The sequence below is a fragment of the Pseudoalteromonas aurantia 208 genome, assembly GCF_014858725.1.
Classification (GTDB): Bacteria; Pseudomonadota; Gammaproteobacteria; order Enterobacterales; family Alteromonadaceae; genus Pseudoalteromonas; species Pseudoalteromonas aurantia.
In genome coordinates this window covers 2,407,641-2,431,058 of record NZ_AQGV01000012.1, presented here as the reverse complement: position 1 = coordinate 2,431,058, position 23,418 = coordinate 2,407,641, and the positions used below count along the sequence as shown (strand labels likewise).

At 40.2% G+C, this 23,418-nt stretch carries 25 protein-coding genes; 11 read left to right on the top strand and 14 right to left on the bottom strand.

Annotation, left to right across the window (positions count from 1 at the left end; genetic code table 11):
* Nucleotides 1-15 precede the first annotated feature (15 nt).
* Entirely contained in the window at nucleotides 16-1,215 is a 1,200-nt protein-coding gene (gene tyrS, locus PAUR_RS14400) for a tyrosine--tRNA ligase (protein WP_192508589.1), read from the top strand.
* 120 nt (nucleotides 1,216-1,335) lie between these two features.
* Here tyrS and PAUR_RS14395 read toward each other — a convergent pair whose 3' ends face one another.
* The 4 genes from PAUR_RS14395 to folE2 all read right to left on the bottom strand — a co-directional run bounded on the left by PAUR_RS14395 (nucleotide 1,336) and on the right by folE2 (nucleotide 4,733).
* On the bottom strand, nucleotides 1,336-2,244 hold the full coding sequence (locus PAUR_RS14395) for a cobalamin biosynthesis protein CobD/CbiB (RefSeq protein WP_225738450.1): 909 nt from the start codon (nucleotides 2,242-2,244) through the stop codon (nucleotides 1,336-1,338).
* Nucleotides 2,245-2,293: 49 nt separating this feature from the next.
* A complete protein-coding gene (gene mtnN, locus PAUR_RS14390; protein ID WP_192508368.1) occupies nucleotides 2,294-3,001 on the bottom strand; it encodes a 5'-methylthioadenosine/S-adenosylhomocysteine nucleosidase in 708 nt (235 codons plus the stop codon).
* Between the two features lie 123 nt (nucleotides 3,002-3,124).
* The gene (locus PAUR_RS14385; protein ID WP_192508367.1) at nucleotides 3,125-3,715 is read right to left on the bottom strand and encodes a DUF2726 domain-containing protein; all 591 of its coding nucleotides are present in this window, start codon (nucleotides 3,713-3,715) and stop codon (nucleotides 3,125-3,127) included.
* A 97-nt stretch (nucleotides 3,716-3,812) separates the two neighbouring features.
* Entirely contained in the window at nucleotides 3,813-4,733 is a 921-nt protein-coding gene (gene folE2, locus PAUR_RS14380) for a GTP cyclohydrolase FolE2 (protein ID WP_192508366.1), read from the bottom strand.
* A 211-nt stretch (nucleotides 4,734-4,944) separates the two neighbouring features.
* Here folE2 and arcB point away from each other — a divergent pair, with 211 nt between their 5' ends.
* Nucleotides 4,945-7,278 carry an aerobic respiration two-component sensor histidine kinase ArcB gene (gene arcB / locus PAUR_RS14375; RefSeq protein WP_192508365.1) on the top strand — a complete coding sequence of 778 codons (2,334 nt, stop codon included), beginning with the start codon at nucleotides 4,945-4,947 and terminating at the stop codon, nucleotides 7,276-7,278.
* 89 nt (nucleotides 7,279-7,367) lie between these two features.
* On the opposite strand, the gene arcA is transcribed toward arcB, so the two are convergent.
* The 5 genes from arcA to trmB form a co-directional block, all read right to left on the bottom strand.
* Nucleotides 7,368-8,084 (bottom strand): two-component system response regulator ArcA, encoded by a 717-nt coding sequence (gene arcA, locus PAUR_RS14370; RefSeq protein ID WP_192508364.1) that lies wholly within the window; start codon nucleotides 8,082-8,084, stop codon nucleotides 7,368-7,370.
* 107 nt (nucleotides 8,085-8,191) lie between these two features.
* The gene (locus PAUR_RS14365) at nucleotides 8,192-8,707 is read right to left on the bottom strand and encodes a YfiR family protein (RefSeq protein WP_192508363.1); all 516 of its coding nucleotides are present in this window, start codon (nucleotides 8,705-8,707) and stop codon (nucleotides 8,192-8,194) included.
* Nucleotides 8,707-10,326, bottom strand: coding sequence for a sensor histidine kinase (locus PAUR_RS14360; RefSeq protein ID WP_192508362.1), 1,620 nt, complete (start codon nucleotides 10,324-10,326; stop codon nucleotides 8,707-8,709). Before PAUR_RS14360 ends, PAUR_RS14365 begins: the two co-directional genes overlap by 1 nt.
* A 236-nt stretch (nucleotides 10,327-10,562) precedes the next feature.
* Nucleotides 10,563-11,600, bottom strand: a complete 1,038-nt coding sequence (locus tag PAUR_RS14355; protein WP_192508361.1) for a methyltransferase — start codon at nucleotides 11,598-11,600, stop codon at nucleotides 10,563-10,565.
* A 32-nt stretch (nucleotides 11,601-11,632) separates the two neighbouring features.
* Entirely contained in the window at nucleotides 11,633-12,358 is a 726-nt protein-coding gene (gene trmB / locus PAUR_RS14350; protein WP_192508360.1) for a tRNA (guanosine(46)-N7)-methyltransferase TrmB, read from the bottom strand.
* A gap of 126 nt (nucleotides 12,359-12,484) precedes the next feature.
* Here trmB and mutY point away from each other — a divergent pair, with 126 nt between their 5' ends.
* Together mutY and PAUR_RS14340 are read left to right on the top strand one after the other, a co-directional pair.
* Nucleotides 12,485-13,543, top strand: coding sequence for an A/G-specific adenine glycosylase (gene mutY / locus PAUR_RS14345; RefSeq protein ID WP_192508359.1), 1,059 nt, complete (start codon nucleotides 12,485-12,487; stop codon nucleotides 13,541-13,543).
* 34 nt (nucleotides 13,544-13,577) lie between these two features.
* Nucleotides 13,578-13,853: an oxidative damage protection protein gene (locus tag PAUR_RS14340; protein ID WP_010361512.1), complete on the top strand. Its 276-nt coding sequence runs from the start codon at nucleotides 13,578-13,580 to the stop codon at nucleotides 13,851-13,853.
* Nucleotides 13,854-13,924: 71 nt separating this feature from the next.
* On the opposite strand, the gene ispB is transcribed toward PAUR_RS14340, so the two are convergent.
* Nucleotides 13,925-14,896, bottom strand: coding sequence for an octaprenyl diphosphate synthase (gene ispB / locus PAUR_RS14335; RefSeq protein WP_192508358.1), 972 nt, complete (start codon nucleotides 14,894-14,896; stop codon nucleotides 13,925-13,927).
* 365 nt (nucleotides 14,897-15,261) lie between these two features.
* Here ispB and rplU point away from each other — a divergent pair, with 365 nt between their 5' ends.
* From rplU to PAUR_RS14310, 5 genes are all read left to right on the top strand, one after another.
* Complete coding sequence (gene rplU, locus PAUR_RS14330; protein WP_010361515.1) at nucleotides 15,262-15,573, top strand: 50S ribosomal protein L21; 312 nt, start codon at nucleotides 15,262-15,264, stop codon at nucleotides 15,571-15,573.
* Between the two features lie 17 nt (nucleotides 15,574-15,590).
* Nucleotides 15,591-15,848, top strand: coding sequence for a 50S ribosomal protein L27 (gene rpmA, locus PAUR_RS14325; RefSeq protein ID WP_010361516.1), 258 nt, complete (start codon nucleotides 15,591-15,593; stop codon nucleotides 15,846-15,848).
* Between the two features lie 173 nt (nucleotides 15,849-16,021).
* The gene (gene cgtA, locus PAUR_RS14320; RefSeq protein WP_192508357.1) at nucleotides 16,022-17,182 is read left to right on the top strand and encodes an Obg family GTPase CgtA; all 1,161 of its coding nucleotides are present in this window, start codon (nucleotides 16,022-16,024) and stop codon (nucleotides 17,180-17,182) included.
* A 68-nt stretch (nucleotides 17,183-17,250) separates the two neighbouring features.
* On the top strand, nucleotides 17,251-17,742 hold the full coding sequence (gene folA / locus PAUR_RS14315; RefSeq protein WP_318782612.1) for a type 3 dihydrofolate reductase: 492 nt from the start codon (nucleotides 17,251-17,253) through the stop codon (nucleotides 17,740-17,742).
* A gap of 80 nt (nucleotides 17,743-17,822) precedes the next feature.
* Nucleotides 17,823-18,197 (top strand): DUF3718 domain-containing protein, encoded by a 375-nt coding sequence (locus tag PAUR_RS14310; protein WP_192508356.1) that lies wholly within the window; start codon nucleotides 17,823-17,825, stop codon nucleotides 18,195-18,197.
* A gap of 182 nt (nucleotides 18,198-18,379) precedes the next feature.
* On the opposite strand, the gene PAUR_RS14305 is transcribed toward PAUR_RS14310, so the two are convergent.
* Nucleotides 18,380-18,742, bottom strand: coding sequence for a RidA family protein (locus PAUR_RS14305; RefSeq protein ID WP_192508355.1), 363 nt, complete (start codon nucleotides 18,740-18,742; stop codon nucleotides 18,380-18,382).
* A gap of 193 nt (nucleotides 18,743-18,935) precedes the next feature.
* Here PAUR_RS14305 and PAUR_RS14300 point away from each other — a divergent pair, with 193 nt between their 5' ends.
* Nucleotides 18,936-19,856 carry a DMT family transporter gene (locus PAUR_RS14300; RefSeq protein WP_192508354.1) on the top strand — a complete coding sequence of 307 codons (921 nt, stop codon included), beginning with the start codon at nucleotides 18,936-18,938 and terminating at the stop codon, nucleotides 19,854-19,856.
* Between the two features lie 22 nt (nucleotides 19,857-19,878).
* On the opposite strand, the gene PAUR_RS14295 is transcribed toward PAUR_RS14300, so the two are convergent.
* The gene (locus PAUR_RS14295) at nucleotides 19,879-20,694 is read right to left on the bottom strand and encodes a sterol desaturase family protein (protein ID WP_192508353.1); all 816 of its coding nucleotides are present in this window, start codon (nucleotides 20,692-20,694) and stop codon (nucleotides 19,879-19,881) included.
* Entirely contained in the window at nucleotides 20,684-21,091 is a 408-nt protein-coding gene (locus tag PAUR_RS14290; protein WP_192508352.1) for a hypothetical protein, read from the bottom strand. The genes PAUR_RS14295 and PAUR_RS14290 overlap by 11 nt, the downstream gene beginning before the upstream one ends.
* 57 nt (nucleotides 21,092-21,148) lie before the next feature.
* Between PAUR_RS14290 and PAUR_RS14285 the strand changes: the two genes are divergently transcribed.
* On the top strand, nucleotides 21,149-22,129 hold the full coding sequence (locus tag PAUR_RS14285) for an AraC family transcriptional regulator (protein WP_192508351.1): 981 nt from the start codon (nucleotides 21,149-21,151) through the stop codon (nucleotides 22,127-22,129).
* 52 nt (nucleotides 22,130-22,181) lie between these two features.
* Here PAUR_RS14285 and metK read toward each other — a convergent pair whose 3' ends face one another.
* On the bottom strand, nucleotides 22,182-23,333 hold the full coding sequence (gene metK, locus PAUR_RS14280; protein ID WP_192508350.1) for a methionine adenosyltransferase: 1,152 nt from the start codon (nucleotides 23,331-23,333) through the stop codon (nucleotides 22,182-22,184).
* Nucleotides 23,334-23,418: the final 85 nt, after the last annotated feature.

Sequence of the window (23,418 nt, the reverse complement as noted above, 5' to 3'; positions counted from 1 at the left end):
TTGGAGCGATGAATGGTGGACTTAGATACTGCATTTGCAGAGATAAAGCGCGGTGCAGAGGAAATCCTGATTGAGGACGAATTAAAAGAAAGACTCAAGTCAGGTAAAAAGTTAAAGATCAAGGCAGGTTTTGACCCAACAGCCCCTGATTTGCATTTAGGCCACACTGTTCTAATCAATAAGTTAAAGACCTTTCAGGACTTAGGTCATGAGGTGATTTTCTTAATTGGTGATTTTACAGGGATGATAGGTGATCCAACCGGCAAAAATGTAACACGAAAGCCATTGACTCGTGATGATGTGCTAGCCAATGCAGAAACCTATAAAGAGCAAGTATTTAAAATATTAGATCCTGCAAAAACGACAGTTGCGTTTAACTCTACTTGGATGGAACAATTGGGCAGTGCAGGCATGATTAAGCTTGCAGCTAGCCAAACTGTTGCTCGTATGCTTGAGCGTGATGATTTTAAAAAGCGTTATGCTAATGGTCAATCAATTGCAATCCATGAGTTTCTATACCCTCTAGTACAAGGTTGGGATTCGGTTGCATTGAAAGCTGATGTTGAATTAGGTGGAACAGATCAGCGTTTTAATTTGCTGATGGGCCGAGAGCTGCAAAAATCAGAAGGGCAAAAGCCACAAACGGTACTAATGATGCCGTTATTAGAAGGGACCGATGGCGTTCAAAAAATGTCTAAGTCTTTAGGTAATTATATCGGGATCACCGATGCACCAACGGAAATGTTTGGTAAGGTGATGTCTATTTCAGACGATTTGATGTGGCGTTACTATGAATTATTAAGTGCCTTATCACTTGAAGAAATAGCGAGCTTGAAAGAAGAGGTTACGAATGGTCGTAATCCACGAGACATCAAAATCGAATTTGCAAAGGAAATGATTGCACGTTTTCACAGTGAAGAGGATGCACAAGCAGCGCATCAAGATTTTATTCAGCGCTTTCAAAAAAATGCGCTACCAGATGATATTCCAGAACTGACCATTGAAATTGCAGACGCCACAACGTTTATTACCGCTTTGTTGAAAGAAGCTGGTTTAGTTGCAAGTACTTCTGAAGCCATGCGTATGATTAAACAAGGTGCGGTTAAGCTAAATGGTGAAGAAAAAGTGACGGATACCAAGTTAGTTATTGAAAAAGGCAGTACGGCTATTTATCAGGTCGGCAAACGTAAATTTGCTAAAATAACCGTAAGCTAAATAGCGAGTCCCTTCGTTTAGGGTAAAGTAAAAATGGTCAGCAATGCTGGCCATTTTTGTTTGTGTGTTTTGCAATTCATGTGTCAGCTAAGTATGGATTTGTCAGCCAGAATGATTGCGTTAAGGGTAGTTAACTAGAGTTTGATACACTATCCAAAATAGGGTTAATACTAACGCACTAAATAGGCGAACGCGGTTCAATAAGGTAAGCAACTGTATTAAGTCATCAGGCTCAGGTGGTCTATCACTGCCAATACGCATTTTATTAAACCGTTTGGCTTGGTACATACAAGGACCGCCTAGTTGGGTGTGTAGATTTGCTGCAAAGAAGCATAAAATCCAACCTGAGTTTTGTTGGTAAAAAAAGCGTGCGTAATGCTTTAAGTAATGGCGAACTTTTTTATAATTGAGACTGAGTGAGATCAAGAATACAAACCCACGAATAGGAAACCACTCTATAACTGTAATAATGGTATTTAGTGGCTTCATATAATGTATGTTGGGGGCAAGGTGCGCTCGCCATGCGTGATTACAGAGCAGCAGTAGTTTGTATATGAGAGCCAGCACAGGCCCACCAAGTAAATAGAATATAACCATTACGTAGTAATGTCTGATGGTCCGTAACGCAGTACTATCAATGCAAGCTTTAGCAACTCCCATGCTGGAAAGGTTTGCCACATCCCGTGCAACGATAGTGGCCAAAAGTTGCCTTGCTGTGGCTTTTTGGCCCTGCTTTAATAAAGTTGCAATGCGTTTAGTACGATTTGTTGTTTGAGTGTCAAGACACAAATACAGTGCGACACCTCCTAACCATTGAGGATGAAATGCAAGTACGCTTATACCGACGGATAAAAGTAAAAATACAAGAATTGGAAGACAGCAAGCCAGTGTGCCTGATAAGTATTGATGTGCTTTGTTGTTTGATGGTTGGTAGACGCGTTCAGCAATACCTTTAAAAACCAATTCTAAAAGAGTAAATGGGTGATAGTTATAGTGCATAGGAAACAGATGTGCACATGCTATAGCCATCACAAAAATAAGCAAGCCCTGCTGGGCCTGCAGTAGCTCGAGTATCACGCTAAAGGGTTACGGTTGTTAGTTGCTCAAGCAGTTCGTTAACCAGCTTTGATGAGTTAATAGAAGCAACTTCCAAGTATTCTTCAAAGGACTGTGGCGACTCTTTTCCTGCAATATCAGATAATGAGCGTATCACAACAAAAGGAGTATGCAGGACGTGACAGGCTTGGGCAATGGCTGCTCCTTCCATCTCAACCGCGAGCATAGTAGGGAAATCTGTACGGGCTTGTTCAATGCGTGTCGGTTCACACATAAATGAATCACCAGTACAGATCAAACCAATCATAGTTTGTGTATTGGACAAGGTTGCAACACTTTTTTGAGCTGCTTCAATTAAAGCTGGGTGTGCCGCAAAGCCAGCAGGCATCTGGGGTACTTGACCAATCTCATAACCAAACGCTGTAACATCAACATCGTGGTGACGTACTTCGCTTGATATAACCACATCACCGACATTCAATGAAGGCTCAAAGCCACCTGCTGAGCCGGTGTTAATAATACAGTCCGGTTCGAAATTATCGATGAGTAAAGTTGTTGCAACGGTTGCAGCAACTTTCCCAATGCCCGACTGAACTAGCGTCACGGTATGACCAGAAAGTTCGCCAGTATAAAATGTAAAGCCACCTTTGCTGGTTTGTGTTTTGTTGGCAATAGCATCTCGCAATATGGCTACTTCCGGCTCCATGGCACCAATAATACCTATTTTCATGATTTAGTTCCTAAACAAAGTTATTGAATATTATACCTAAGGTTGGCTTAAATGCGAGTTTGTAGAATATGCCTTTGCACAGCAGAAAATAGCAGGAGGTTACCTGCTATTTTATTCTAAGTGTTAAATTTCTGCTAAATTAGTTGAATGGGCTTTTGCTTGTGAAGGCGACATAACCGCAGGTTTCTCGACTCGAGATCGTGACTTTTTAGGGGGTTGTGGGGTTTTACCTAGTTTAAATAAAATGGCGTTGCGTACTTCACTTGCTTTGTACCCGGCTTTAACTTTCATACGAATATGGGGGATATTGGCAGATTCAAGAGCACCATTGACGAACCAATCTCGTTGCGCTTTGTGCCCACCTTTATTACTGTTGTTAACTAGATCAACGGCAGCGACAATATTCAATGTTTCTTTATCGACAAGTACGTAATCGAGTTGTTTGTTTTTTGCTTTTGTGAGGGCTGATCTGCGAGCTTTTTTTGATAAGCCGGGTTTACATTCAATTAAGTCAATGAGCTTTACCCGGCTCACAATTTTGAATTTATCACCAACAGCGCGCTCTAATAAAGTAAGAAATGATGCTTCAACGGTACTAAAAACAGATTCTTTACGGCTAAACGGATAGGGGTTGCCACCGGCATCACTATATTTTGCCGCAACAATCGACGCAACAACAACCAAAGCTAAAATAGATAATAAAGCGAATTCCATAGAACACTCCACAACAACAATTTGACACTTAATGTCATTAAGCAAATGCTGTGCCGAGTTGTAGAGTGGTTCTAGTTTATTTTCAGATTGGCTACGATTAAGCTTTGTAGCCTTGATCTATGCCTTTGACTGCGTAGGCAACCGCATCGTGCGCATGCAGTGATTCATAATGGTTAATTTTCACAAAAAAATCTTGGTAGTTGGTCTGGTTGAACAGCGCTTTAAGTTTTCTGGCCGCGTCTTCGCAAAACATGAGATTTTGACCGTTTAAACGTGCAAACTCTTGCTCGTCTTCACGCTTTACGGCTGCTTGGACTGGGGTCTTTAGTTCATTTTCAACTTGATTTATGAGGGTCAATATATCGAATTCTTCGCAATCGGATGCTAGTAAAACCTTTATATTGGCGATACTTCTTTGTGAGTGAGGTGTAGCAAGAACCCCTTCAGTGGTACCTAACCATGCATGTACTTGCTTAGTATCAACGGTTTGTTGTTGAAACTTGTCTGCAAAAGCATTTTGAATTAGCTGTCTAGCTAATGCTGCTGAACACGGGCAAGTGGATGAATAAGTAACGTCAACACCGAGTTCAATACGCGCAACACCATCGTTGAGTGTTGCGGTTACTGTCACGGGGTAACTTTTCCAACCTTGCTTTTGACTTAATAATGACTGACGGCGTAACGGTAATTCGAAGTGAATTGAGACTTTAGCCGCATTGCTTAAATCTTGGTGACTTGAGATAAAGCTATCAAGAACTTGTGTGAGCGTTTTAGGTGTAAGACTTTGTTCACACGATAACGTGTCTAAAGCCAAAAACAGCCGTGACATATGAATGCCTTTAGCATCTTCTTTTTGTAAGTTTACAAATGCATCGGCTTTTGCTGTAACATGCGTATCGCTTAGACCTTTACTGGCAAAAAGTAGTGGTAGTTCGATATTGCCCATGCCTACCCAGTCTAGCTTGCCTGTTTGCAAAGCGTCGGCTGAATGTGCGATGTCTGGCATTGTTGTTTGCATGTATACCCTCATTGTCACGACAATTAAAGTCGCGCATATTACACTAAAACTTGACCATTTGCCTATGAATGTAAAAGAAATGGTATCGATAAAGTGTCATTTCGTGCAGTTGGCTATACAGTATAGAAACAAACGATACGAATAACAGGGATAATTAGCTTCTTATTAGTGCTTAGGTATAATGGGCAGGTTAATAGGGTAAGTGGTAACTATGATTGAATCTTCTTTTGGCCCGTGGGGCCGTGTATTGGTAAGCCTTCTCAATAAGTTTGGTGATAAAGCAGCTGGATTGTTTTGCTATGCATTTTTGTTGCTCGTATCCCTTATTTTATCTTGCATGTTCTATTACATTGCATTGGGTGAAATAATCATTGTTGATGTGTTAGCCGTACTATTTTTTGCAGGTGTAACGTCCCCAGTACTGATTTCGATAACCATTTATGCAATGCGGCAGCTGGAAGCATCGAAAATTTATTTAGAATCTGCCACTCAGCAAGAAAAGCTATTAAACCAAACACTCAAAGACAATATTAATCGTTTAAATAATGAAGTTGATGAGAGAAAAATGGCATTGCACGCAAAGCATCGTGCAATCGAAGAGCTGCGTAAAGAAATAGCTGAACGTAAGAAAACGCAGCAAGAGCTTGCACAGCAAAGTATGCTTTTACGCTCAATAGTCGACTCTTCTCCGGATTTGTTTTATTACCGAGACCAACATGGCATATTCGCTGGATGTAATAAGATGTTTGAACTGGTTATTGGCAAAAGTAGTGGAGAATTAATTGGTCAGTCGGTTGAGAGCATTTACCCTCAGGATTACTTACCAGAGGTACTTCGTACTGATACTGAAGTTGCGACAACACAACAACCCATGACCTTAGATGTAGAGTATCCGGTTGATGGTGAAAGTCGTTGGTTCGAAATGCGAAAACTACCTTTTATTAATGATAAAGGGGAATACATCGGATTACTTGCGTTTGGCCGCGATATTACAAGCCGTAAAGAAGCTGAGCAAGCATTGGAAACCGCTTATAAAGACAAGGGTAAATTTATTGCAACCTTAAGCCATGAATTAAGAACCCCACTGAATGGTATTGTTGGTCTTACTCGTATGATGCTGGACTCCGAGCTTACCCAGCAGCAGAAAAGTTGGTGTAATACTATTTTTTCTAGTGCGGAAACACTTGGCAATATTTTTAATGACATCATTGATTTGGATAAAATTGACAGAGAGCAGCTTGATATTGCAACCGACAGTATTAATGTCTCTGATTTTATTAATGACGTGGTCAATTTTACCGGTCTTATAGCGGATCAAAAAGGTTTAGAGTTTTTAATTCATCGCACAGGGATTTTGGACATTTACGCATTGTTAGATCCAACTCGTTTAAGGCAAGTATTATGGAATTTGATTAATAATGCGGTGAAGTTCACTCATCGAGGCAGTGTGACATTAGAGTTTAAAAGAGAGAACCGAGAGTCGGGTCAGTGGTTATCATTTAGTGTTATCGATACTGGAATGGGCATACCTAGTGATCAACAAGCGCGTATCTTTGACATGTATTATAAAGCGCCAGATACAACTGGTGCGAATGCGATTGGATCGGGGATTGGTCTGGCAGTAACAAAAGCGCTGGTTAGCGCTATGAACGGACAAATACATGTTAGCAGTATCGAGGGGCAGGGCAGTCGATTTGATGTTGAAATACCACTGACACTCTGCAGTGCACCTAAGGTGCAAAGCTATGCAGGTAGAAGCCTATATATTTTGCTGGTGGAAGATGTGCCATTAAATGCTGAAATAGCAACTAATTTATTAGAGCAGCGCGGGCATGAAGTGATCTGGGCTGAAACGGGTGAAGATGCTTTATCGCTGGTCGCAACAGAAGATGAACTTGATTTAATTCTACTGGATATGCAACTCCCAGATATTAATGGTGATGTAGTAGCAAGGGAAGTGAGAGCAGATAGTCACTATGATAACTTGCCAATTGTTGCCCTGACCGCAAATGTGCGAAGTGCAGAGCAGGAGTTGCAAGGGATTAGTATTCAAGGCGCATTGGCGAAGCCAATTAATACAACACGTTTAGATAAAATGTTGGCAGAGTTATTTGGAATTGACTCAAATAAAGCGCATACAGGAGGCGACGAACAGTCAGTGATAGTGCTCAATAGTGAAGACTACTGTTTGCTTGATGTAGAAACGATCATCGACTTTGTCTCCTCTATGGGTGTTAAGCCTTTTAAGCGCAGTAGTGATTTATTTGAAACGTTAAACCCTAAATATTGTGAAGAGTTACGCAGTGCATTAAGTGCTGGTGATATTGAAGAGTATAGTTCGGTTGCTCATAAGCTTAAAGGAGCCGCAGGCTCTGTGGGTTTACAGGAAGTGCAGTTACATGCCAAAGTAATGGAACTCGATGCAGATAACGTTGGGGCTGACAAGTTAAGTCAGTGGGTTGTTGAACTCGAAGAGAAAATAAAAGACGGTCAAGCATCGTTAAAAGACGCAATTAGCGTACTCGGTTCTAATAAAGAGAGTTAGTGTTTCTTTAGCAGGTTCGTATGTAGCAATAAGAATAAATAAAGGGGCTAAATAAGCCCCTTTATATAAGTGCAAAACAGCCAGTATAATTAACCGTCAATTTTACCGATAAAACGATAACCTTCACCATGAATAGTGCTGATCAGTTCGCTGGTATTGCTGTCACTTTCAAAGTGCTTACGTATACGACGTATCGTTACATCAACGGTACGGTCATTCGCACGAAGTTCGCGACCTGTCATGTGCTTAATTAATTGCTCACGGCTAAAAATTCTACCCGGTGAATCTAGCATTAAACGAAGTGCTCGATACTCACCTTTAGGCAAGCGCTTTGCTTCTCCCGCAGGAGACGTTAAGCAACGACTATTTTCATCTAATTCCCAACCATTAAACGTGATCACACCATTACTCTCGATGGCTGACTCTTCACCTGCTGAACCAGTTCTAGAGATCAAGTTACGAGCACGAATAGTTAACTCTCGTGGGTTAAATGGTTTTGTGATGTAATCATCAGCACCAATTTCCAGCCCAAGGATGCGATCAACATCGTTATCGCGACCAGTTAGGAAAATTAAGCCGATATTTCTTTTTTGGCGTAGTTCACGCGCTAAGATTAAGCCGTTTTTACCTGGAAGATTGATGTCCATAACAACAAGATTGACGTCGTCATGCGTTGTCAGTTTGTCATGCATGTCATCGCCATCAATGGCTTCAATTACTTTGTAACCTTCTGCTTCAAATAAACTAACGAGGTTCAGGCGAGTTACGTCTTCATCCTCTACAATCAGAATGACTGGCGTTTGCATTATAAATTAACCTTTTCGGAATATATTATTTACATGTTATTCGGTGCTATCTAATAAAACCGAATATTTACGATTATAGGAGTATATCCAATTGTTAACAAGTAAAATCAGTTGGGATGAAACTTAGAAACTGCAAGTAATCTAGATAACACAGTAAAATTATGCTGTGTAACCTGTTGCTTATTTATATACAGTCGGATTTTACTCCCTTCTTGGACCAATGAAGCGACACCACCATCTTCTAGAAACTCTATGTTATCTCCAACCAAAACCATATTTAAAGAGGTTGTATCGGTCCAAGTAGACAGTATATCATTTTCATTCGTTTCATCAATGTATGTGATATCACACTGTTGAGAAAGTTCCATTATATTTGAACTATTTGCTATTTTAATAACTTCGATTGGCCGTTTTCTTATTTTTAGTTTTTTATTTTTAGCTAAAATAGCACCAGGTCCGGTATTTATTTGATAAAAACAAAAGCGAGTCGATATTTTTGTTTGTTGATTAGGGAACTCAATAAATTTAGCCATTTGATATAAAAAAGCAGAACGTACCTCATTTGGGCTTTTTGCACAGGCAGGATATGCAAAAAGTACCAGTATAATAAATATACTTCGCATTACCCTATCTCTACCAAAGGCAATGTAATGATGAATCGAGTGCCGTTGTCATATGCTTCATCTAACGCGATATTACCATTTAAAGCTTGCGTCACTAAGTTATAGACTAAATGCATACCAAGGCCGCTGCCCCCTTCACCTCTTTTCGTGGTGACAAAGGGGTCAAAAATTCGTTTACGAATGGAAACGGGTACTCCACCGCCATTGTCAGTATAAATAATGGAAAGCTGTCCACTAGTCCGTGTAATATTTATATGAATTATGTTGTTTTCGATGCTTTTAAAAGCGTGGAGCAACGAATTAGATATGAGTTGCTCGAAGACCTGTTGTAAAGGGCCTGCTTTACTACTAACGGTTAAGTCTGTGGAGCATTGAACATCTATAACTGGGTTTTTGGTTACAATATCAGCTTTCATTGCTGTCATAATATTGTTCAGTAAGCTGGTTACGTTTACATCAGAGCTGAGCTCTAGATCTTGGCTAACTGCAACGCGTTTAAAGCTAGAGATAAGATCGGCAGCTCGATTTAAGTTTCTATAGATTAAATCAAGGTTTTCTATACCATCACCAATGAATCGCTCGAGCTGCTTGGATGTTAAACTTTTTTGTTCGAACGCTGTTTTTATATCAGATAACTTGTCGCGTAATAGAGTAGAGCCTGTAACACCTAAACCGATAGGGGTATTTACTTCGTGAGCAACGCCCGCAACCATTTGTCCAAGCGAGGCCATTTTCTCGTTTTCAACAATTTGATTCTGGTATTGGTGCATTCTTTCGAGGGTATTGAGAAGTTCTTGATTTGCTTCTCTTAACGCGATAGTTCGCTGATTTACTTTTTCTTCTAGGCTTTGATTGAGTTGTTTTATTTCTTGTTTATCAGCTTTATGGCGCTCTAATTGGTTTTGAGTTCGCGCTAGCATAACGTTTAAATTGGTGGCGAGTGTATTAACTTCTTCTATATTACTTCGCTCTGCACGTGCATTGTAATTATGGTTTTTGGAAACATCTTGTAATAATAGAGACAGTCCCTCTATTGGGGTTGCGATGCGTTTTTGTATCCCTCTAGCAACTAATAACACTAACAATAAAACAAACAAAGTTAACATTATATCAACGAGTATTTTTGTATTAATATACTTATTTAACCTTTCCAACCCTCCTCGAATATAAACATAGCCTTCTATTTTCCCTTCATAAACAACAGGCTTAACAAGTTCAATATAATCTGCTGTTATTCTAGGGACTTTTAAGTCTTCTACACTATTTACTTTTAATGGAACAGGGGGGGTTTTGCTGGCGTTATAACTCGTGAAAAAAACGGGTTTATTGGTAACATCGTCAATGTCATAAATATGAATATTTTTTACTAGTTCAACTTTATTGAAAGATTTTAAGCGCTTTTCTTCTGTTTTTCTATCTTCGAATATCAAGGTGATTTGCGCATTAAAAGCGATGATTTCTGCAATCATATCAAGCTTATTGATAACCAGTTGCTTTTGTTCTTTGACATCAAGGTAGGTAGAGATTGAAATTGATAACGATAAACATAACGCAGTGACTAACATCACAGCGCTGACTAGGACTTTTCTTATACTTGTTTTTGGTGTCTGCTTAGCCATTAAGGACCTTTATTCAGCGTTTGAAAAACTTGATCCAAATGTGTCGATATGAATACATAACGCTTATCAATTGTGCTGTAGGTATTAGCTGTATTTGGAACACATACAACATCAATATTTGATTCAATGATTGTAAACTATTCACAAGTGTAGCAAAGAGAATGGATAAAATAACAATAAAATCCCTGATTATTCGTGTTATTTTATCCAGTAGAGTGAGAAGTCAGCCAGTCTGATTAGTTTTTATTAGCCTCATAGACAGTGAATTTGGTATTTTTTGCTAAGGTAGAAAAAGAACCAAATTGTTGTTCGAGTATAGAGGTGTACTTTAAGAAGTTATTGGCAACAATCTGTATTTTCCCTTTCGACTTTAAAAACCCTCGACTATCGCTTAAAAAGCGGTCGGCAATCCCGTAGTCAGTTGCGATGCCCGTATGAAATGGTGGGTTGCTAATTACTAAGTTGAATTGCCCCGTTACATCCATCAGGCCGTCACTGAGAATCAATTTTGCTGATAGGCCATTTACCTTTAATGTATGCTCGGTAGCATACAATGCAAGTGCATTTACATCTAAACAGTTAAGCGTGAGAGCAGCTTGCTTCATACCCATAAATGTCGCTATCAATCCAGCACCACAACCAAAGTCTAAAATTGCTCCTTTGTATGGCACATCAATATTCTCGAGTAAAAGTTTAGTCCCTACGTCAAGCTTTCCGTGATTGAATACGCCAGGCACGCTGACAGCGGTAAACTCTAATTCACCTACTTGTACTTGAAATTCAGACTGGTATTGTGCGATATCAAATTTAGGCAATAGGTGAAGGTCAGAGAATTCATACAAAACACAATGTTTTGCACTATCTAGTTTACAAAATAGTTCAGCATGCGGTTTGAGTTGCTTTTCTACTGATTTCACGCCACCTTTATTGTGCCCAACGACGAGCAATCGAGTTTTGCTGGTTGCAATCGCCCTAATATTATCGAGCATCATCATCGCTTCAGGTTTTGATTTTGGATAAAAGTAGATGATGAGGTCTAAATCGTCTATCGCAGGTAAACTATGGTCAACCGAACTTAAAACCCCTGAGTACTGCTCAGCAGCTTGATGATCTGCAATGTTATAACTAAATGCGTGAACATCTCCGTTTGGATTTAACTGCTTTAATTGTGATAAAAACCCGTCTCTATTGGCATTTATAACTAAAACCTTGTTTGCGTGCAATTCTTCTTCATTGCGCATTAACAATAAACTAGGGTTTGATAATTGGCTCATAAGATCTCTTAAGTTAGAAAGGGCATATGCCCTTAATTGCAGCGTTTAAACATTAAATCCCAAACACCATGTCCGAGGCGATGGCCGCGTTGCTCAAATTTAGTCAGAGGACGATTGTCTGGGCGGGGCATATAATCAGATGTTTCTGATAGATTGTCATAGCCGGGGGCCGCGTTCATGATTTCAAGCATATGCTCGGCATAGTTTTCCCAGTCAGTCGCCATGTGAAATACCCCACCGATTTTTAATTTACCACGCAGGCTTTCAACAAACTCCAGTTGCACAATACGGCGCTTATGGTGGCGTTTTTTATGCCAAGGGTCTGGGAAAAATAGTTGCATCGTGCTCAAGCTCGCATCTTTAATACAGTCTGCTAGTACTTCTACCGCGTCATGCTCAAATACACGTAAGTTGGTAATTCCAGCTTCGTCGGCTTCCATAAGACATGCCCCTACGCCAGGTTTATGCACTTCAATACCAATAAAGTTTAGATGAGGTGCATTCTTAGCCATCTCAACCAATGATTTACCCATACCAAAGCCAATTTCCAGCACCACATCGTTATCATTGCCAAAGACTTCTGATAAATTTAGTAAACCTTGGCTGTGCTCGAGGCCCATGGTTGGCCAGCATTTTTCAATGGCCGCCGCTTGGCCTTTGGTTAAGCGACCTTCGCGCTTTACAAAGCTGCGTATTCTGCGGATATATTTGCCTTCTTGCTGAGCTTGCTCAAGCCTAGTTTTACTCGAATCGTTCATAGTCATTCTGCACAGTGAAAAGTGGGCGCATATTATCCCTGTTCGGCGCGATAAGTACAATAGCTTGACTGTTTTTAAAAGCCCCTTACACTGGCGGCCAAGTAGAATTAGTAAAGTGCACCGTCAATGCAAGTATCAAATAGTCAGGCTAAATGGTTTGCTGACCAAGTTGTTAGCTGGTATCACCTTCATGGTAGAAAAACATTGCCGTGGCAATTAGAAAAAACGCCCTACAAAGTATGGGTGTCAGAAGTGATGCTGCAACAAACTCAAGTTGTGACTGTTATTCCTTATTTTAATCGCTTTATGGCGCGGTTTCCGAGTATCATTGATTTAGCAGATGCACCAGAAGATGAAGTGCTACATCACTGGACAGGTTTAGGGTATTACGCGAGAGCGAGGAATTTACATAAAACGGCGAAAATTGTACGTGATGACTATCAAGGCCAATTTCCTCACACAATGGAGCAAGTCGTTGCTTTACCAGGTATAGGTCGTTCTACCGCAGGCGCAATTTTATCATTAGCATTGGGGCAACATCATCCTATTTTAGATGGTAATGTAAAGCGGGTTTTAGCGCGGTTTTTTATGGTAGAAGGGTGGTATGGCGTTAAGAATGTAGAAAATGCCTTGTGGGCATTGACGGAAAAAATAACCCCACAAAGTAATGTGACTGAGTTTAATCAAGCTATGATGGATCTCGGGGCGAGTGTGTGTTCTAGAGCTAACTTTGATTGTCAGGCTTGCCCATTAGTGACTGACTGCCTTGCGCACCAACATAACCAAGTAAAAGCTTTTCCTAATTCAAAACCAAAAAAGGATAAACCCAAAAAATCTGCATATCATTTAATTATAAAGGCAGAAAATAAACTGTTGATGGAAAAAAGGCCGAGTTCGGGCATATGGGGTGGGTTATTTGGTTTTTTTGAATTTGAAACATTGGAGCGAGTTGAGCTATTTTCAGCGCAACAGGGCGTTGAGGGGAAGGTTCAATCTTTAGCACCTTTTGTGCACGTCTTTACTCATTTTGAGCTTACTATTAATCCAATAATTCTGCATTTAGATAGCATACCTGACTGTGTACACGAACAGCCATTGCTATGGTATGACTTAAATGATCCAGCCCAAGTTGGTTTAGCGGCACCGACTAAAAAGTTAGTTAAAGTCATAAGCGCAATGAGTTAAACTATAAGTATCTTCCTTAAGTAGGTAATAAGTTATGGCTCGTACTGTATTTTGTCAAAAATTACAAAAAGACGCACCTGGATTAGATTTCCAGTTTTACCCGGGTGAATTAGGTGAAAAAATATTTAATAACATCTCAAAAGAAGTGTGGCAGCAATGGCAGCATAAACAGACTATGTTGATCAATGAAAAACACTTAAATATGATGGACCCAGCACATCGAGAGTTACTTGAAGAGCAGATGGTTGGTTTTTTATTCGAGAATAAAGAAGTGGAAATTGAGGGTTATCGCCCTCCAGAGCAAAAGTAAGTACGGTGATACTCTAAATCGTTTTAAAAAAGCCGCACTGCGGCTTTCTTGTTACGTAGAAGTTGTTTGGGTTAGTGATCTCTTGAGACTGATATTTCGGCTAACCCAATTAATGCTTGCTTATACGGCGAATCAGGCAGAATCTTGAGCATTTGAATGGCTTTATTAGCTTCAATCCTCGCTTTATCCATAGCAAATTCTAGGGCATTCGTTTCTGTTAGAGTGATTAGTATATCATCTAAATATTCTAACCCGTTGCCGTGCTCTATAGCATTACGTATTTGTGTAATTTGTTCAGCTTTTCCATGCTGCATAGCATATATAAGAGGTAGAGTCGGCTTCCCTTCAGCAAGGTCATCACCTAAGTTCTTGCCCATTTGCTCAGCATTTGCACTGTAATCCAATACATCATCAACAAGTTGGAACGCTGTGCCTAAATGCATTCCATAATATTTGAGAGCGTTTTGCACATCGGTTGATTGCTCAAGTACAACTGCAGGGAGTAGCGTTGCAGCTTCAAATAATTTTGCCGTTTTACTATATATAACCTGCATATAGCTTTCTTCTGTGGTGTCTGGGTCATTACAATTCATTAATTGCAACACTTCCCCTTCAGCGATTACATTTGTCGCATCAGCTAAAATTTGCATCACTTGCATATTTTGTAAGCCAACCATCAATTGAAACGACCGAGTGTATATAAAGTCGCCTACCAATACACTGGCTGCATTACCAAATTCCGCGTTTGCGGTTGGTTCACCTCGACGTAATGCTGATTCGTCAACTACGTCATCGTGCAATAATGTAGCAGTGTGAATAAATTCAACGATAGTTGCTAAAGTGACGTGCTTTTCACCTTGATGACCAAGCGCTTTAGCAGCCAGTAATGTCAACATGGGTCTTATTCTTTTTCCACCACTGTTAACAATATACAGACCAAGCTGGTTAACTAATGCAACGTCAGATTGCATTTGTGCGTGTATTAATTCATTGACGTTAAGCATATCGGTTTCGATTAACGCCTGGATAGCCTTAATATCCATCTTACTCCAAGCCAGGTTAAATAGATAAACGAGGCGAGTGTACTACAAAATTCCATTTAGCTCGATATTTTGTCAAAGAACAATAAAAAAAAACCTCTTAGCAGGCCATGCTGTTGAAAATACGTTCAAATACCGTTGTTTTTTTGAGTTATAGAAGGTTGTCGTAAAAGAAGAAAAAAGCGCTTTGGTTTATGGCTTTTTTTGGATAGACTAGCAGAAAATAATGATTCGCTCTCTTAGCCGCTATTTTTTATTCAGTTTATAGAAAAATGGGCTTGCACGTAGGTTCGCATTAGCGTAAACTTCGCGCCCTATTGAAGAATATTAAGTTGCGTCGATTTGAGGGCGCACAAGCGGAGTTAATTATGTACGCGGTTTTCCAAAGTGGTGGTAAACAGCACCGTGTGACTGAAGGTCAAACGATTCGTCTAGAAAAATTAGACGTTGAGACTGGTGCAGCAGTTGAATTTGATTCAGTACTTTTAGTTGCTGATGGTGAGAAAATCGAGATCGGTGCACCGTTCGTAAACGGTGGCAAAGTGACAGCTGAGGTTGTTTCACACGGTCGCGGTGAGAAGATTAAGGTCGTTAAATTTAGACGTCGTAAGCATTCTCGTAAGCAGATGGGCCATCGTCAATGGTTCACTGAAGTTAAAATCACTGGCATTAGCGCTTAATTTAGAGGTACAGAAAGATGGCACATAAGAAGGCAGCTGGTAGTACTCGTAACGGTCGCGATTCAGAAAGTAAACGCTTAGGTGTTAAACGTTTTGGTGGCGAATCAGTTTTAGCGGGTAACATCATCGTACGTCAACGTGGTACTCGTTTCCACGCTGGTTCTAACGCAGGTATCGGTAAAGACCATACAATTTTTGCAAAAGCAGACGGTAAAGTTGTTTTTGAACAAAAAGGTCCATTAAACCGTAAATACGTTAGCATCGTTGCTGAGTAATCGGTAAAGATTAAAAAAAACCCCGCTACGGCGGGGTTTTTTGTTTTTATAGAACCTCCTAACGAAGTGATATGCAGTGGCAAAGTGAAGCAAACTGCAATAATGACTAAAGATTTTGTCTTATTAGTATTATACTTCGGGAATCAGAACCCCCCAGTCAAAAGAGAGTAACCATGAAGTTTGTCGATGAAGTTGAAATTCGCGCAGAAGCGGGCGATGGCGGTAGTGGCATTGTGTCATTTCGTCGTGAGAAATACGTCCCTGATGGCGGCCCTGATGGCGGTGATGGTGGTGATGGTGCAAGTGTATACTTACTAGCAGATGAAAACTGGAATACATTGGTTGATTACCAATTTGAACGTTTTCACCGTGCGGAGCGTGGAACGAATGGACAGTCACGTAATTGTACGGGTAAAAAGGGTGTTGACCTTTACCTGAAAGTACCAGTAGGTACGCGTGTAAGCGATGTTGATACGGAAGAGTCACTTGGTGATTTAACACAGCATGGGCAAAAATTACTTGTTGCAAAAGGGGGCTTTCATGGATTGGGGAATGCGCGCTTTAAGTCAAGTGTAAACCGTGCACCTAGACAGAAGACGTTAGGTACTAAAGGTGAAGTTCGTAACTTAAAATTAGAATTACTACTACTCGCTGATGTTGGTTTGCTTGGCCTACCTAATGCTGGTAAGTCGACATTTATTCGCAGCGTTTCAGCAGCAAAACCTAAAGTGGCAGATTACCCATTTACTACCTTGATCCCAAATTTAGGTGTTGTTCGCCCTGAGGCAAGTAAGTCGTTCGTAATCGCTGACATCCCAGGTCTTATTGAAGGTGCGTCGGATGGTGCAGGCTTAGGTATTCGCTTTTTGAAGCATTTAGAGCGCTGTCGTGTACTTTTACATATTATCGATGTGATGCCTGTTGATGGCACCGATCCAGTAGATAATGCATTCTCAATTATTAATGAGTTACACCAATATAGCCCTAAACTAGCAGAAAAGCCTCGCTGGTTAGTATTGAATAAAATAGATCTATTGCCCGAGGACGAAGCTGAGGCCATTTGTGAACGTATTGCACAAGAGCTTGATGCAGAGCAGGTGTATCAGGTCTCAGCTATTAATAAATTAAATACCCAGCCATTATGCTACGACATTATGACATTGCTAGACAGCATGCCTAAAGACAAGTTTGAGGTAGAGCAAGAGCAAGAAGAGGTCGAGTTTAAGTGGGACACCTATCATCGTAAAGCAGCTCAAGAAGCACAAGACGATGATGACTGGGATGATGATTGGGATGAAGATGACTACGATGTAGAAGTTGTCTACGAACGATAATCTAAGATGGTAATATTAAAAAAGGGCTGTAAGCCCTTTTTTAATACTTAATAAGTATAGGAGTGAATGTGATAATTTCAATGATTGCAGCAATGGCGGATAATCGAGTGATTGGACAAGGTAATAAAATGCCTTGGCACCTACCGGCAGACTTACAACACTTCAAACGAGTTACGTTGAACAAACCAGTCATTATGGGCCGGAAGACTTTTGAGTCTATAGGACGCCCTCTTCCCAATAGACGGAATATAATTATTAGTCGTAATCTAGATTATGATGCGCAAGGAACGGAGGTTGTTACATCTGCTGACGCTGCACTTGCGTTGGTTGAGGGGGAGGCAGAGGTTATGATAATAGGAGGGGGCTTGGTATATGAACAGTTCCTTCCTTTATGTGAACGACTTTATTTGACTTTCATTGACTTAACGGTTGAAGGAGATACCTGCTTTCCTGATTATGAGAAGGTAGGGGAATGGCAGGTGATGGAAACGCAACATAATGAAGCGGATGATAAAAATATATATAGTCATAAATTCGTAACCTTACAGAAAAAATTATGAGTTTGTTGCTAACAATTATATAGATTGCTACAATTATATAAGTATTGGGGTACGAATAAAGTATTATTGAAGGGTCTAAAATGAAATTAACTACCGTGCTAGTGTCAGCTTCTTTATGTGCTGCGTCTTTGTCTTTTAGTCAAAATGCACATGCAGATGCACAGCTTGCAGCATCTTTGTGTGAATATGTTGCCGCTGATGACAAAGGGCGTTTACGTAAAAAGCTAAAAAGCTCACGAGTGAAAATTCGTAATATCTACGATGCGATTCAATGTAATGGTAATAACTTGTTACGCCATGCAATTGCGAGCAATGCTGCAGGTGCAGGTGAATACATAGTTAAAAATTTACCGAAAAGTGCGCTAGTTGATGGTGCTGATATCTCATGGGCTGAAGGTAATGGTCACAGTGGTTCGCCACTTATCGCTGTTATTAAAGCGCGTGCAGGCCTATAAATTATTAAACGCGGATTTTGTGTTTATGTAAGATAGGTTGAAAACCTTGGAAGTATCCAAGGTTTTTTTTGACTAAGGTAGTTCCCTTTTTTAAAACTTAGTCGCTATTAATAATTGCATCCAGATGTTGTACATCATACTACTAGCGGCTACGTGTAAGCTATAAAAGGATTTTGGGTTTACTACTTACTTGTTTTTTTTACTGCTGCTACGATAGAGACCTCAACGAGTAACTCAGGTCTGGCCATTGCAGCTTGCACACATGCTCTAGCTGGTGCGTGCCCTTGAGGTACCCACGAGTCCCATACGGCGTTCATTTCTTTAAAATATGTCATGTCACTAATATACACGGTAGCGCTGAGTAAGTGGTATTTGTCACTATTAGCTTCAGTGAGTAATATATCTACTTTGTCTAACATGGTTTGTGTTTGTTCTGTTATCCCTTTGGTTGCATCACTACATACTTGGCCACATAGATAAATTGTATTGTTATGGATGACAGTCCGACTCATTCTTTGATTGGTTTGTTTGCGCTCAATATTCATTCAAGATCCTAACAGTAATAGTTACTCTAATTATAAACAGGTAACTAGCCGATATGTATCCAAATTATATAGTCTTTTTACGTATATATAATGGATAAGTACTATGACTGAGGCCGAAGTATCCTGTCCTATTTTGATGTACACTGGAGGTGAAAATGTTACACCATTATAAATAGTGAGCTAAACAGGGATTATGATTAAGACTAAAGACGCTACAGAGACTGTATTAATAATTTCACTTATTATCGCAATGTTGTTATGGGGGACAAGTTGGGTTTCTGGGAAAATTATTGCTGATATGGCGCCGACCAAAGTAACAACATTTTACCGCCTGGCGATAGCTACTTTGAGTATGCTACCAATATTGTTTGTTGTGCGCAGGTTTAAATTTGTGACGCTAAAGTTTTCTCGTAACGCTTTGCTGTGGTCGTTACCTGCAGGGGCATTACTTGCTGGATACAATCAATTATTTTTTCTCGGACTCCATAATGGCTTACCTGGTAAGGGTGGCATGCTTGTGACGACGATAAACCCGTTATTTACGTTTTTATTAACGAGTCTTGTATTTCAACAGAAGCTAAAAGTAGTACAAGGTATGGGCCTAACATTTGGGCTAATTGGTGGGTTGTTTATGATTGAAATATGGAGTTTCAACTTAGATCAATTACTTGCATCAGGTAACCTTTACTTTATTCTCGCGGCTTTCACGTGGGCCATTTTAACAATTATTAGTCAAATAGGCGGCCGATACGCCGATTTCCTACTGTTTAGTACGTTTATGTATGGGTTCGCGAGCTTAATCAGTTATGGATTTGCGTATAGCTACTCACCACTGAAGTCGATGGTAATATATTCTTTAGAGTACTGGTTACATATGGCTTTTTTATCAACTGTCGTGGTAAGTGTTGCTACGAGTATTTTTTTCTTGGCGACACAGCAGCTAGGCTCTAGTCGTTCAAGCTCTTTTATTTTTGTCGTACCTACTTCAGCGATGGGGTTGTCTGCGTTGTATTTTGGTGAAACATTGTCTGCACCAGTAGCTTGTGGTGGCGTGTTGGCTATTTCGGCTGTTTATTTACTGAATTTTAATAAAGAAAAAGCGAGCAGTAATTGATTGCTGGCAAGGGGGACGTTGTTTACTTGTGCTTTAAAGGTGCTCCAAACAGTGTTTTTATTATGTTTCGTACATTTTTTTGTTTTTTTAAATTATTAAAAAGTATGCCCCATGGTGTAAAAATAACGTCTAAAAATGACATCGAGTAGTGATGTTCATTAACACCAAATACGAGTACCTCATTAGGGTTATGAGTTTGAAAGGTACCGAATAGTTTATCCCAAATAATAAGTACTCCTGCGTAGTTCTTATCAATACAATGTGGATTCGTTGCATGGTGAATACAATGGTGGTGGGGGGTATTAAAAATGCTCCCAACGTATTTTAATTCAGGCCCTAGTTCGGTATGAATAAAAAATTGAAAAGCTAAGTTCAATGCAACTAAACTGAAAACGAATTGTGGCGGGTAACCAATTAAGATCAATGGTATCCAGAACAGCCACATCCCTGTTAGAGGATAAAATAAGCTTTGCCTTAAAGCGGTTGAAAAATTCATGTGGAGTGAGCTGTGGTGGACAACGTGTGCACTCCACAACCAAGCACATTGATGGCTAGCTCGATGAAACCAATAATAAAGAAAATCTTGTAATACAAAGGCTGGGAGTACCGCTAAAAATGAGACTTCAAATGAAAATAAAGAAAAGTTTAAGTGTAGCCAGATTAATACTGGCATAAGCAATATCATGACAAGCATATCTACTATTTGATGCGACAGAGCCAAAGAAACATTTAAACATAGCTCTTTGAGTGAATATTTATTTTTGAGCTTTAACCGCTCTAGCATAATCGCAGTTATAAACAGTGGACTAAGAAGTATGAGTATGTATTCAACTTTCATTGAGTACGCTCCACAAGCGTTTACCAGCCCGTTTGAAGTCGTAATATAGCACAACTTTTAATAACCACGAGGGTAGCCAGGTATTGCTGGTTCCTGAAATCTTATAGTGCAAAAAATGTTGCGTATTTGAATTGGTGTAATTAATTTCACCGAGGTGCAGCTTAATTGGACCGTTACCTTCTATCTGATAAGTTAGGGACGTATCTGAAAGTTGAATAACACGCTCTGTAAATTGATGTCCTCGCATTGAAACAAGCCGACGCTCTGTCTGTTCTTTGTTGTCGAGAGCTGTAATTTGGGCGCGAAAAATATGACTTAAAAACTGACAATCAGTCAGCTGATAAAAGTTGAATTCACCTTCTTTAGGTAGCTCTATGATTATATCAAGTAAAGTCATTTGCGTTCTTTCTACAATAAAGTCAAAGCTAGCATATTGTATTTAAGGTGGGCATACTTGACTGAAGAAGCCATTAATTTGTCATTAGGCGCCAAAGTGTCAGATGTTAGTCAAGAATATTGTAAAGTCGTTGCGCACTATTTACCTGAACGGTATTGCGATTGTAGGCGCATTCCTATGGCTGCTTATTTACAAGCAATCGATACAGCCGTAAAAATACAAGGTGATAGTTTATGGGGGTTTAATACCGGAAAAGCGATTACGAGTGCAGAGTATGGCTTATTGGGGTATTTGGTAGAAACCAGTGATACCGTCGGATGCGCAATAGATTGGCTACTGCAATTTGACAAAACGGTTGCTAATATTGGTGATATACAATTCACGGTTTGCGATAGCAGTGCAACACTGGTGTGGCGACCTTACTTTCATAACCGTCATGCAGTACTGAGAAACATGACTGCATGGGTTGCAACAGTTAGACGGATATCAGGGCAAGCCTTAACACCGAGTGAAATGCATTTTAGTGATGCGTTTACGCATGAACAGCTGCGTTTGATGGAAGTGTGGTTTAATTGTCCAGTTAAAGATAAGCAAACATCGAATAGAATTGAATTCCCAGTTTCATTGTTAGCTGTGAAATTAATCACCCGTAATGAGGTAATACAAGCTCATTTATTAAAATCGATAAACGAGTTTGCTAGCGGTGGCTGTGCTGGTGAGCATCAATGGTTCTCTCAACTACAACTTGTTTTACATAGTTGTGATTTACATACTCTCACGTTAAGCGTATTAGCCCAACACTTGAACGTGTCGACACGGACTTTACAACGAAAACTAACAGCACAAAAACTGAGTTTTAGCCAACTAAAAGATAAAGAACGGTTACGGCGGTTTGGGCAATTTGGGTATGTTATGCGAAAACAGGAATTAAGTGATTTGTTGGGTTATAAAGAGCAGGCGTCATTAAATCGAGCGGTGCGGCGTTGGTATGGGATGTCGCCAAGTGCATACTTAAATGAGACTAAAAATCAGATATAAAAAACGCGGTGTATGGTACACCGCGTTTTTCAGTAGTATATTTCGGGCTAGATTATAACCCAGCGGCAGCTCGCAGAGCATTTGCTTTGTCAGTTGCTTCCCATGGGAACTCTTCACGACCAAAGTGGCCATATGCCGCTGTTGGTTGATAAATAGGGCGTTCAAGGTCAAGCATCGTTAACAGTCCGTATGGACGCAGATCAAAGTGTTCACGAACAAGTTCAACTAAGCGAGATTCTTCGAGTTTACCGGTGCCGAAAGTTTCAATACTGATAGAGGTTGGTTCAGCAACACCAATGGCATAAGAAACTTGCAGCTCACATTTATCAGCCAAGCCAGCCGCTACAATGTTTTTAGCAACATAACGAGCGGCATAAGCAGCTGAACGGTCAACCTTTGATGGATCTTTACCAGAGAAAGCACCACCACCATGGCGCGCCATACCACCATATGTATCTACGATGATTTTACGGCCAGTTAAACCACAGTCACCCATAGGACCACCGATCACGAAACGGCCAGTAGGATTGATGAAAAACTTAGTTGCTTTAGAAATAAGCTCAGCAGGCAATACTGGTTTGATAATTGTTTCCATTACTGCTTCAACTAAATCAGTTTGCGAAACAGTATCACAATGCTGAGTTGAAAGAACAACAGCGTCAATACCAACGGCTTTGCCATTTTCGTATGCGAATGTCACTTGAGATTTTGCATCAGGGCGTAACCAGCTAAGCTCACCGCTTTTACGTACTTGCGCTTGACGTTGTACAAGGCGGTGAGAATAAGTAATTGGGGCGGGCATGAGTACGTCAGTTTCATTACATGCGTAACCGAACATTAGACCTTGGTCACCTGCACCTTGCTCTTCAGCTCGTGCACGGTCTACACCTTGGTTGATGTCAGGAGACTGTTTACCAATTGTGTTTAAGATGGCACATGAATCAGCGTCAAACCCCATATCTGAGTGAGTATAACCAATATCACGAACGGTCTTACGTGTTAGTTCTTCAATGTCTACCCATGCGCTAGTAGTGACTTCACCACCAACCATGACCATACCGGTTTTGACGTAAGTCTCACACGCCACACGTGCTTTTGGGTCTTGCTCAAGAATTGCATCAAGTACCGCATCGGAAATTTGATCGGCGATTTTATCCGGATGGCCTTCAGACACAGACTCAGAAGTAAATAAATGTTTTGCCATTGTATGTATGCTCACAAATATGCGCTTCACAAACAACAGGGATAGCGCAGGAAATAAAAATGTATACTCACTATTCTAACCAAAA

Bases quoted from the DNA above. Each gene is read 5' to 3' on its own strand.
- PAUR_RS14395 (WP_225738450.1), bottom strand. From the start codon at position 2,244: ATGGCTATAGCATGTGCACATCTGTTTCCTATGCACTATAACTATCAC.
- mtnN (WP_192508368.1), bottom strand. From the start codon at position 3,001: ATGAAAATAGGTATTATTGGTGCCATGGAGCCGGAAGTAGCCATATTG.
- PAUR_RS14385 (WP_192508367.1), bottom strand. From the start codon at position 3,715: ATGGAATTCGCTTTATTATCTATTTTAGCTTTGGTTGTTGTTGCGTCG.
- folE2 (WP_192508366.1), bottom strand. From the start codon at position 4,733: ATGCAAACAACAATGCCAGACATCGCACATTCAGCCGACGCTTTGCAA.
- arcB (WP_192508365.1), top strand. From the start codon at position 4,945: ATGATTGAATCTTCTTTTGGCCCGTGGGGCCGTGTATTGGTAAGCCTT.
- arcA (WP_192508364.1), bottom strand. From the start codon at position 8,084: ATGCAAACGCCAGTCATTCTGATTGTAGAGGATGAAGACGTAACTCGC.
- PAUR_RS14365 (WP_192508363.1), bottom strand. From the start codon at position 8,707: ATGCGAAGTATATTTATTATACTGGTACTTTTTGCATATCCTGCCTGT.
- PAUR_RS14360 (WP_192508362.1), bottom strand. From the start codon at position 10,326: ATGGCTAAGCAGACACCAAAAACAAGTATAAGAAAAGTCCTAGTCAGC.
- PAUR_RS14355 (WP_192508361.1), bottom strand. From the start codon at position 11,600: ATGAGCCAATTATCAAACCCTAGTTTATTGTTAATGCGCAATGAAGAA.
- trmB (WP_192508360.1), bottom strand. From the start codon at position 12,358: ATGAACGATTCGAGTAAAACTAGGCTTGAGCAAGCTCAGCAAGAAGGC.
- mutY (WP_192508359.1), top strand. From the start codon at position 12,485: ATGCAAGTATCAAATAGTCAGGCTAAATGGTTTGCTGACCAAGTTGTT.
- PAUR_RS14340 (WP_010361512.1), top strand. From the start codon at position 13,578: ATGGCTCGTACTGTATTTTGTCAAAAATTACAAAAAGACGCACCTGGA.
- ispB (WP_192508358.1), bottom strand. From the start codon at position 14,896: ATGGATATTAAGGCTATCCAGGCGTTAATCGAAACCGATATGCTTAAC.
- rplU (WP_010361515.1), top strand. From the start codon at position 15,262: ATGTACGCGGTTTTCCAAAGTGGTGGTAAACAGCACCGTGTGACTGAA.
- rpmA (WP_010361516.1), top strand. From the start codon at position 15,591: ATGGCACATAAGAAGGCAGCTGGTAGTACTCGTAACGGTCGCGATTCA.
- cgtA (WP_192508357.1), top strand. From the start codon at position 16,022: ATGAAGTTTGTCGATGAAGTTGAAATTCGCGCAGAAGCGGGCGATGGC.
- PAUR_RS14310 (WP_192508356.1), top strand. From the start codon at position 17,823: ATGAAATTAACTACCGTGCTAGTGTCAGCTTCTTTATGTGCTGCGTCT.
- PAUR_RS14305 (WP_192508355.1), bottom strand. From the start codon at position 18,742: ATGAATATTGAGCGCAAACAAACCAATCAAAGAATGAGTCGGACTGTC.
- PAUR_RS14300 (WP_192508354.1), top strand. From the start codon at position 18,936: ATGATTAAGACTAAAGACGCTACAGAGACTGTATTAATAATTTCACTT.
- PAUR_RS14295 (WP_192508353.1), bottom strand. From the start codon at position 20,694: ATGAAAGTTGAATACATACTCATACTTCTTAGTCCACTGTTTATAACT.
- PAUR_RS14290 (WP_192508352.1), bottom strand. From the start codon at position 21,091: ATGACTTTACTTGATATAATCATAGAGCTACCTAAAGAAGGTGAATTC.
- metK (WP_192508350.1), bottom strand. From the start codon at position 23,333: ATGGCAAAACATTTATTTACTTCTGAGTCTGTGTCTGAAGGCCATCCG.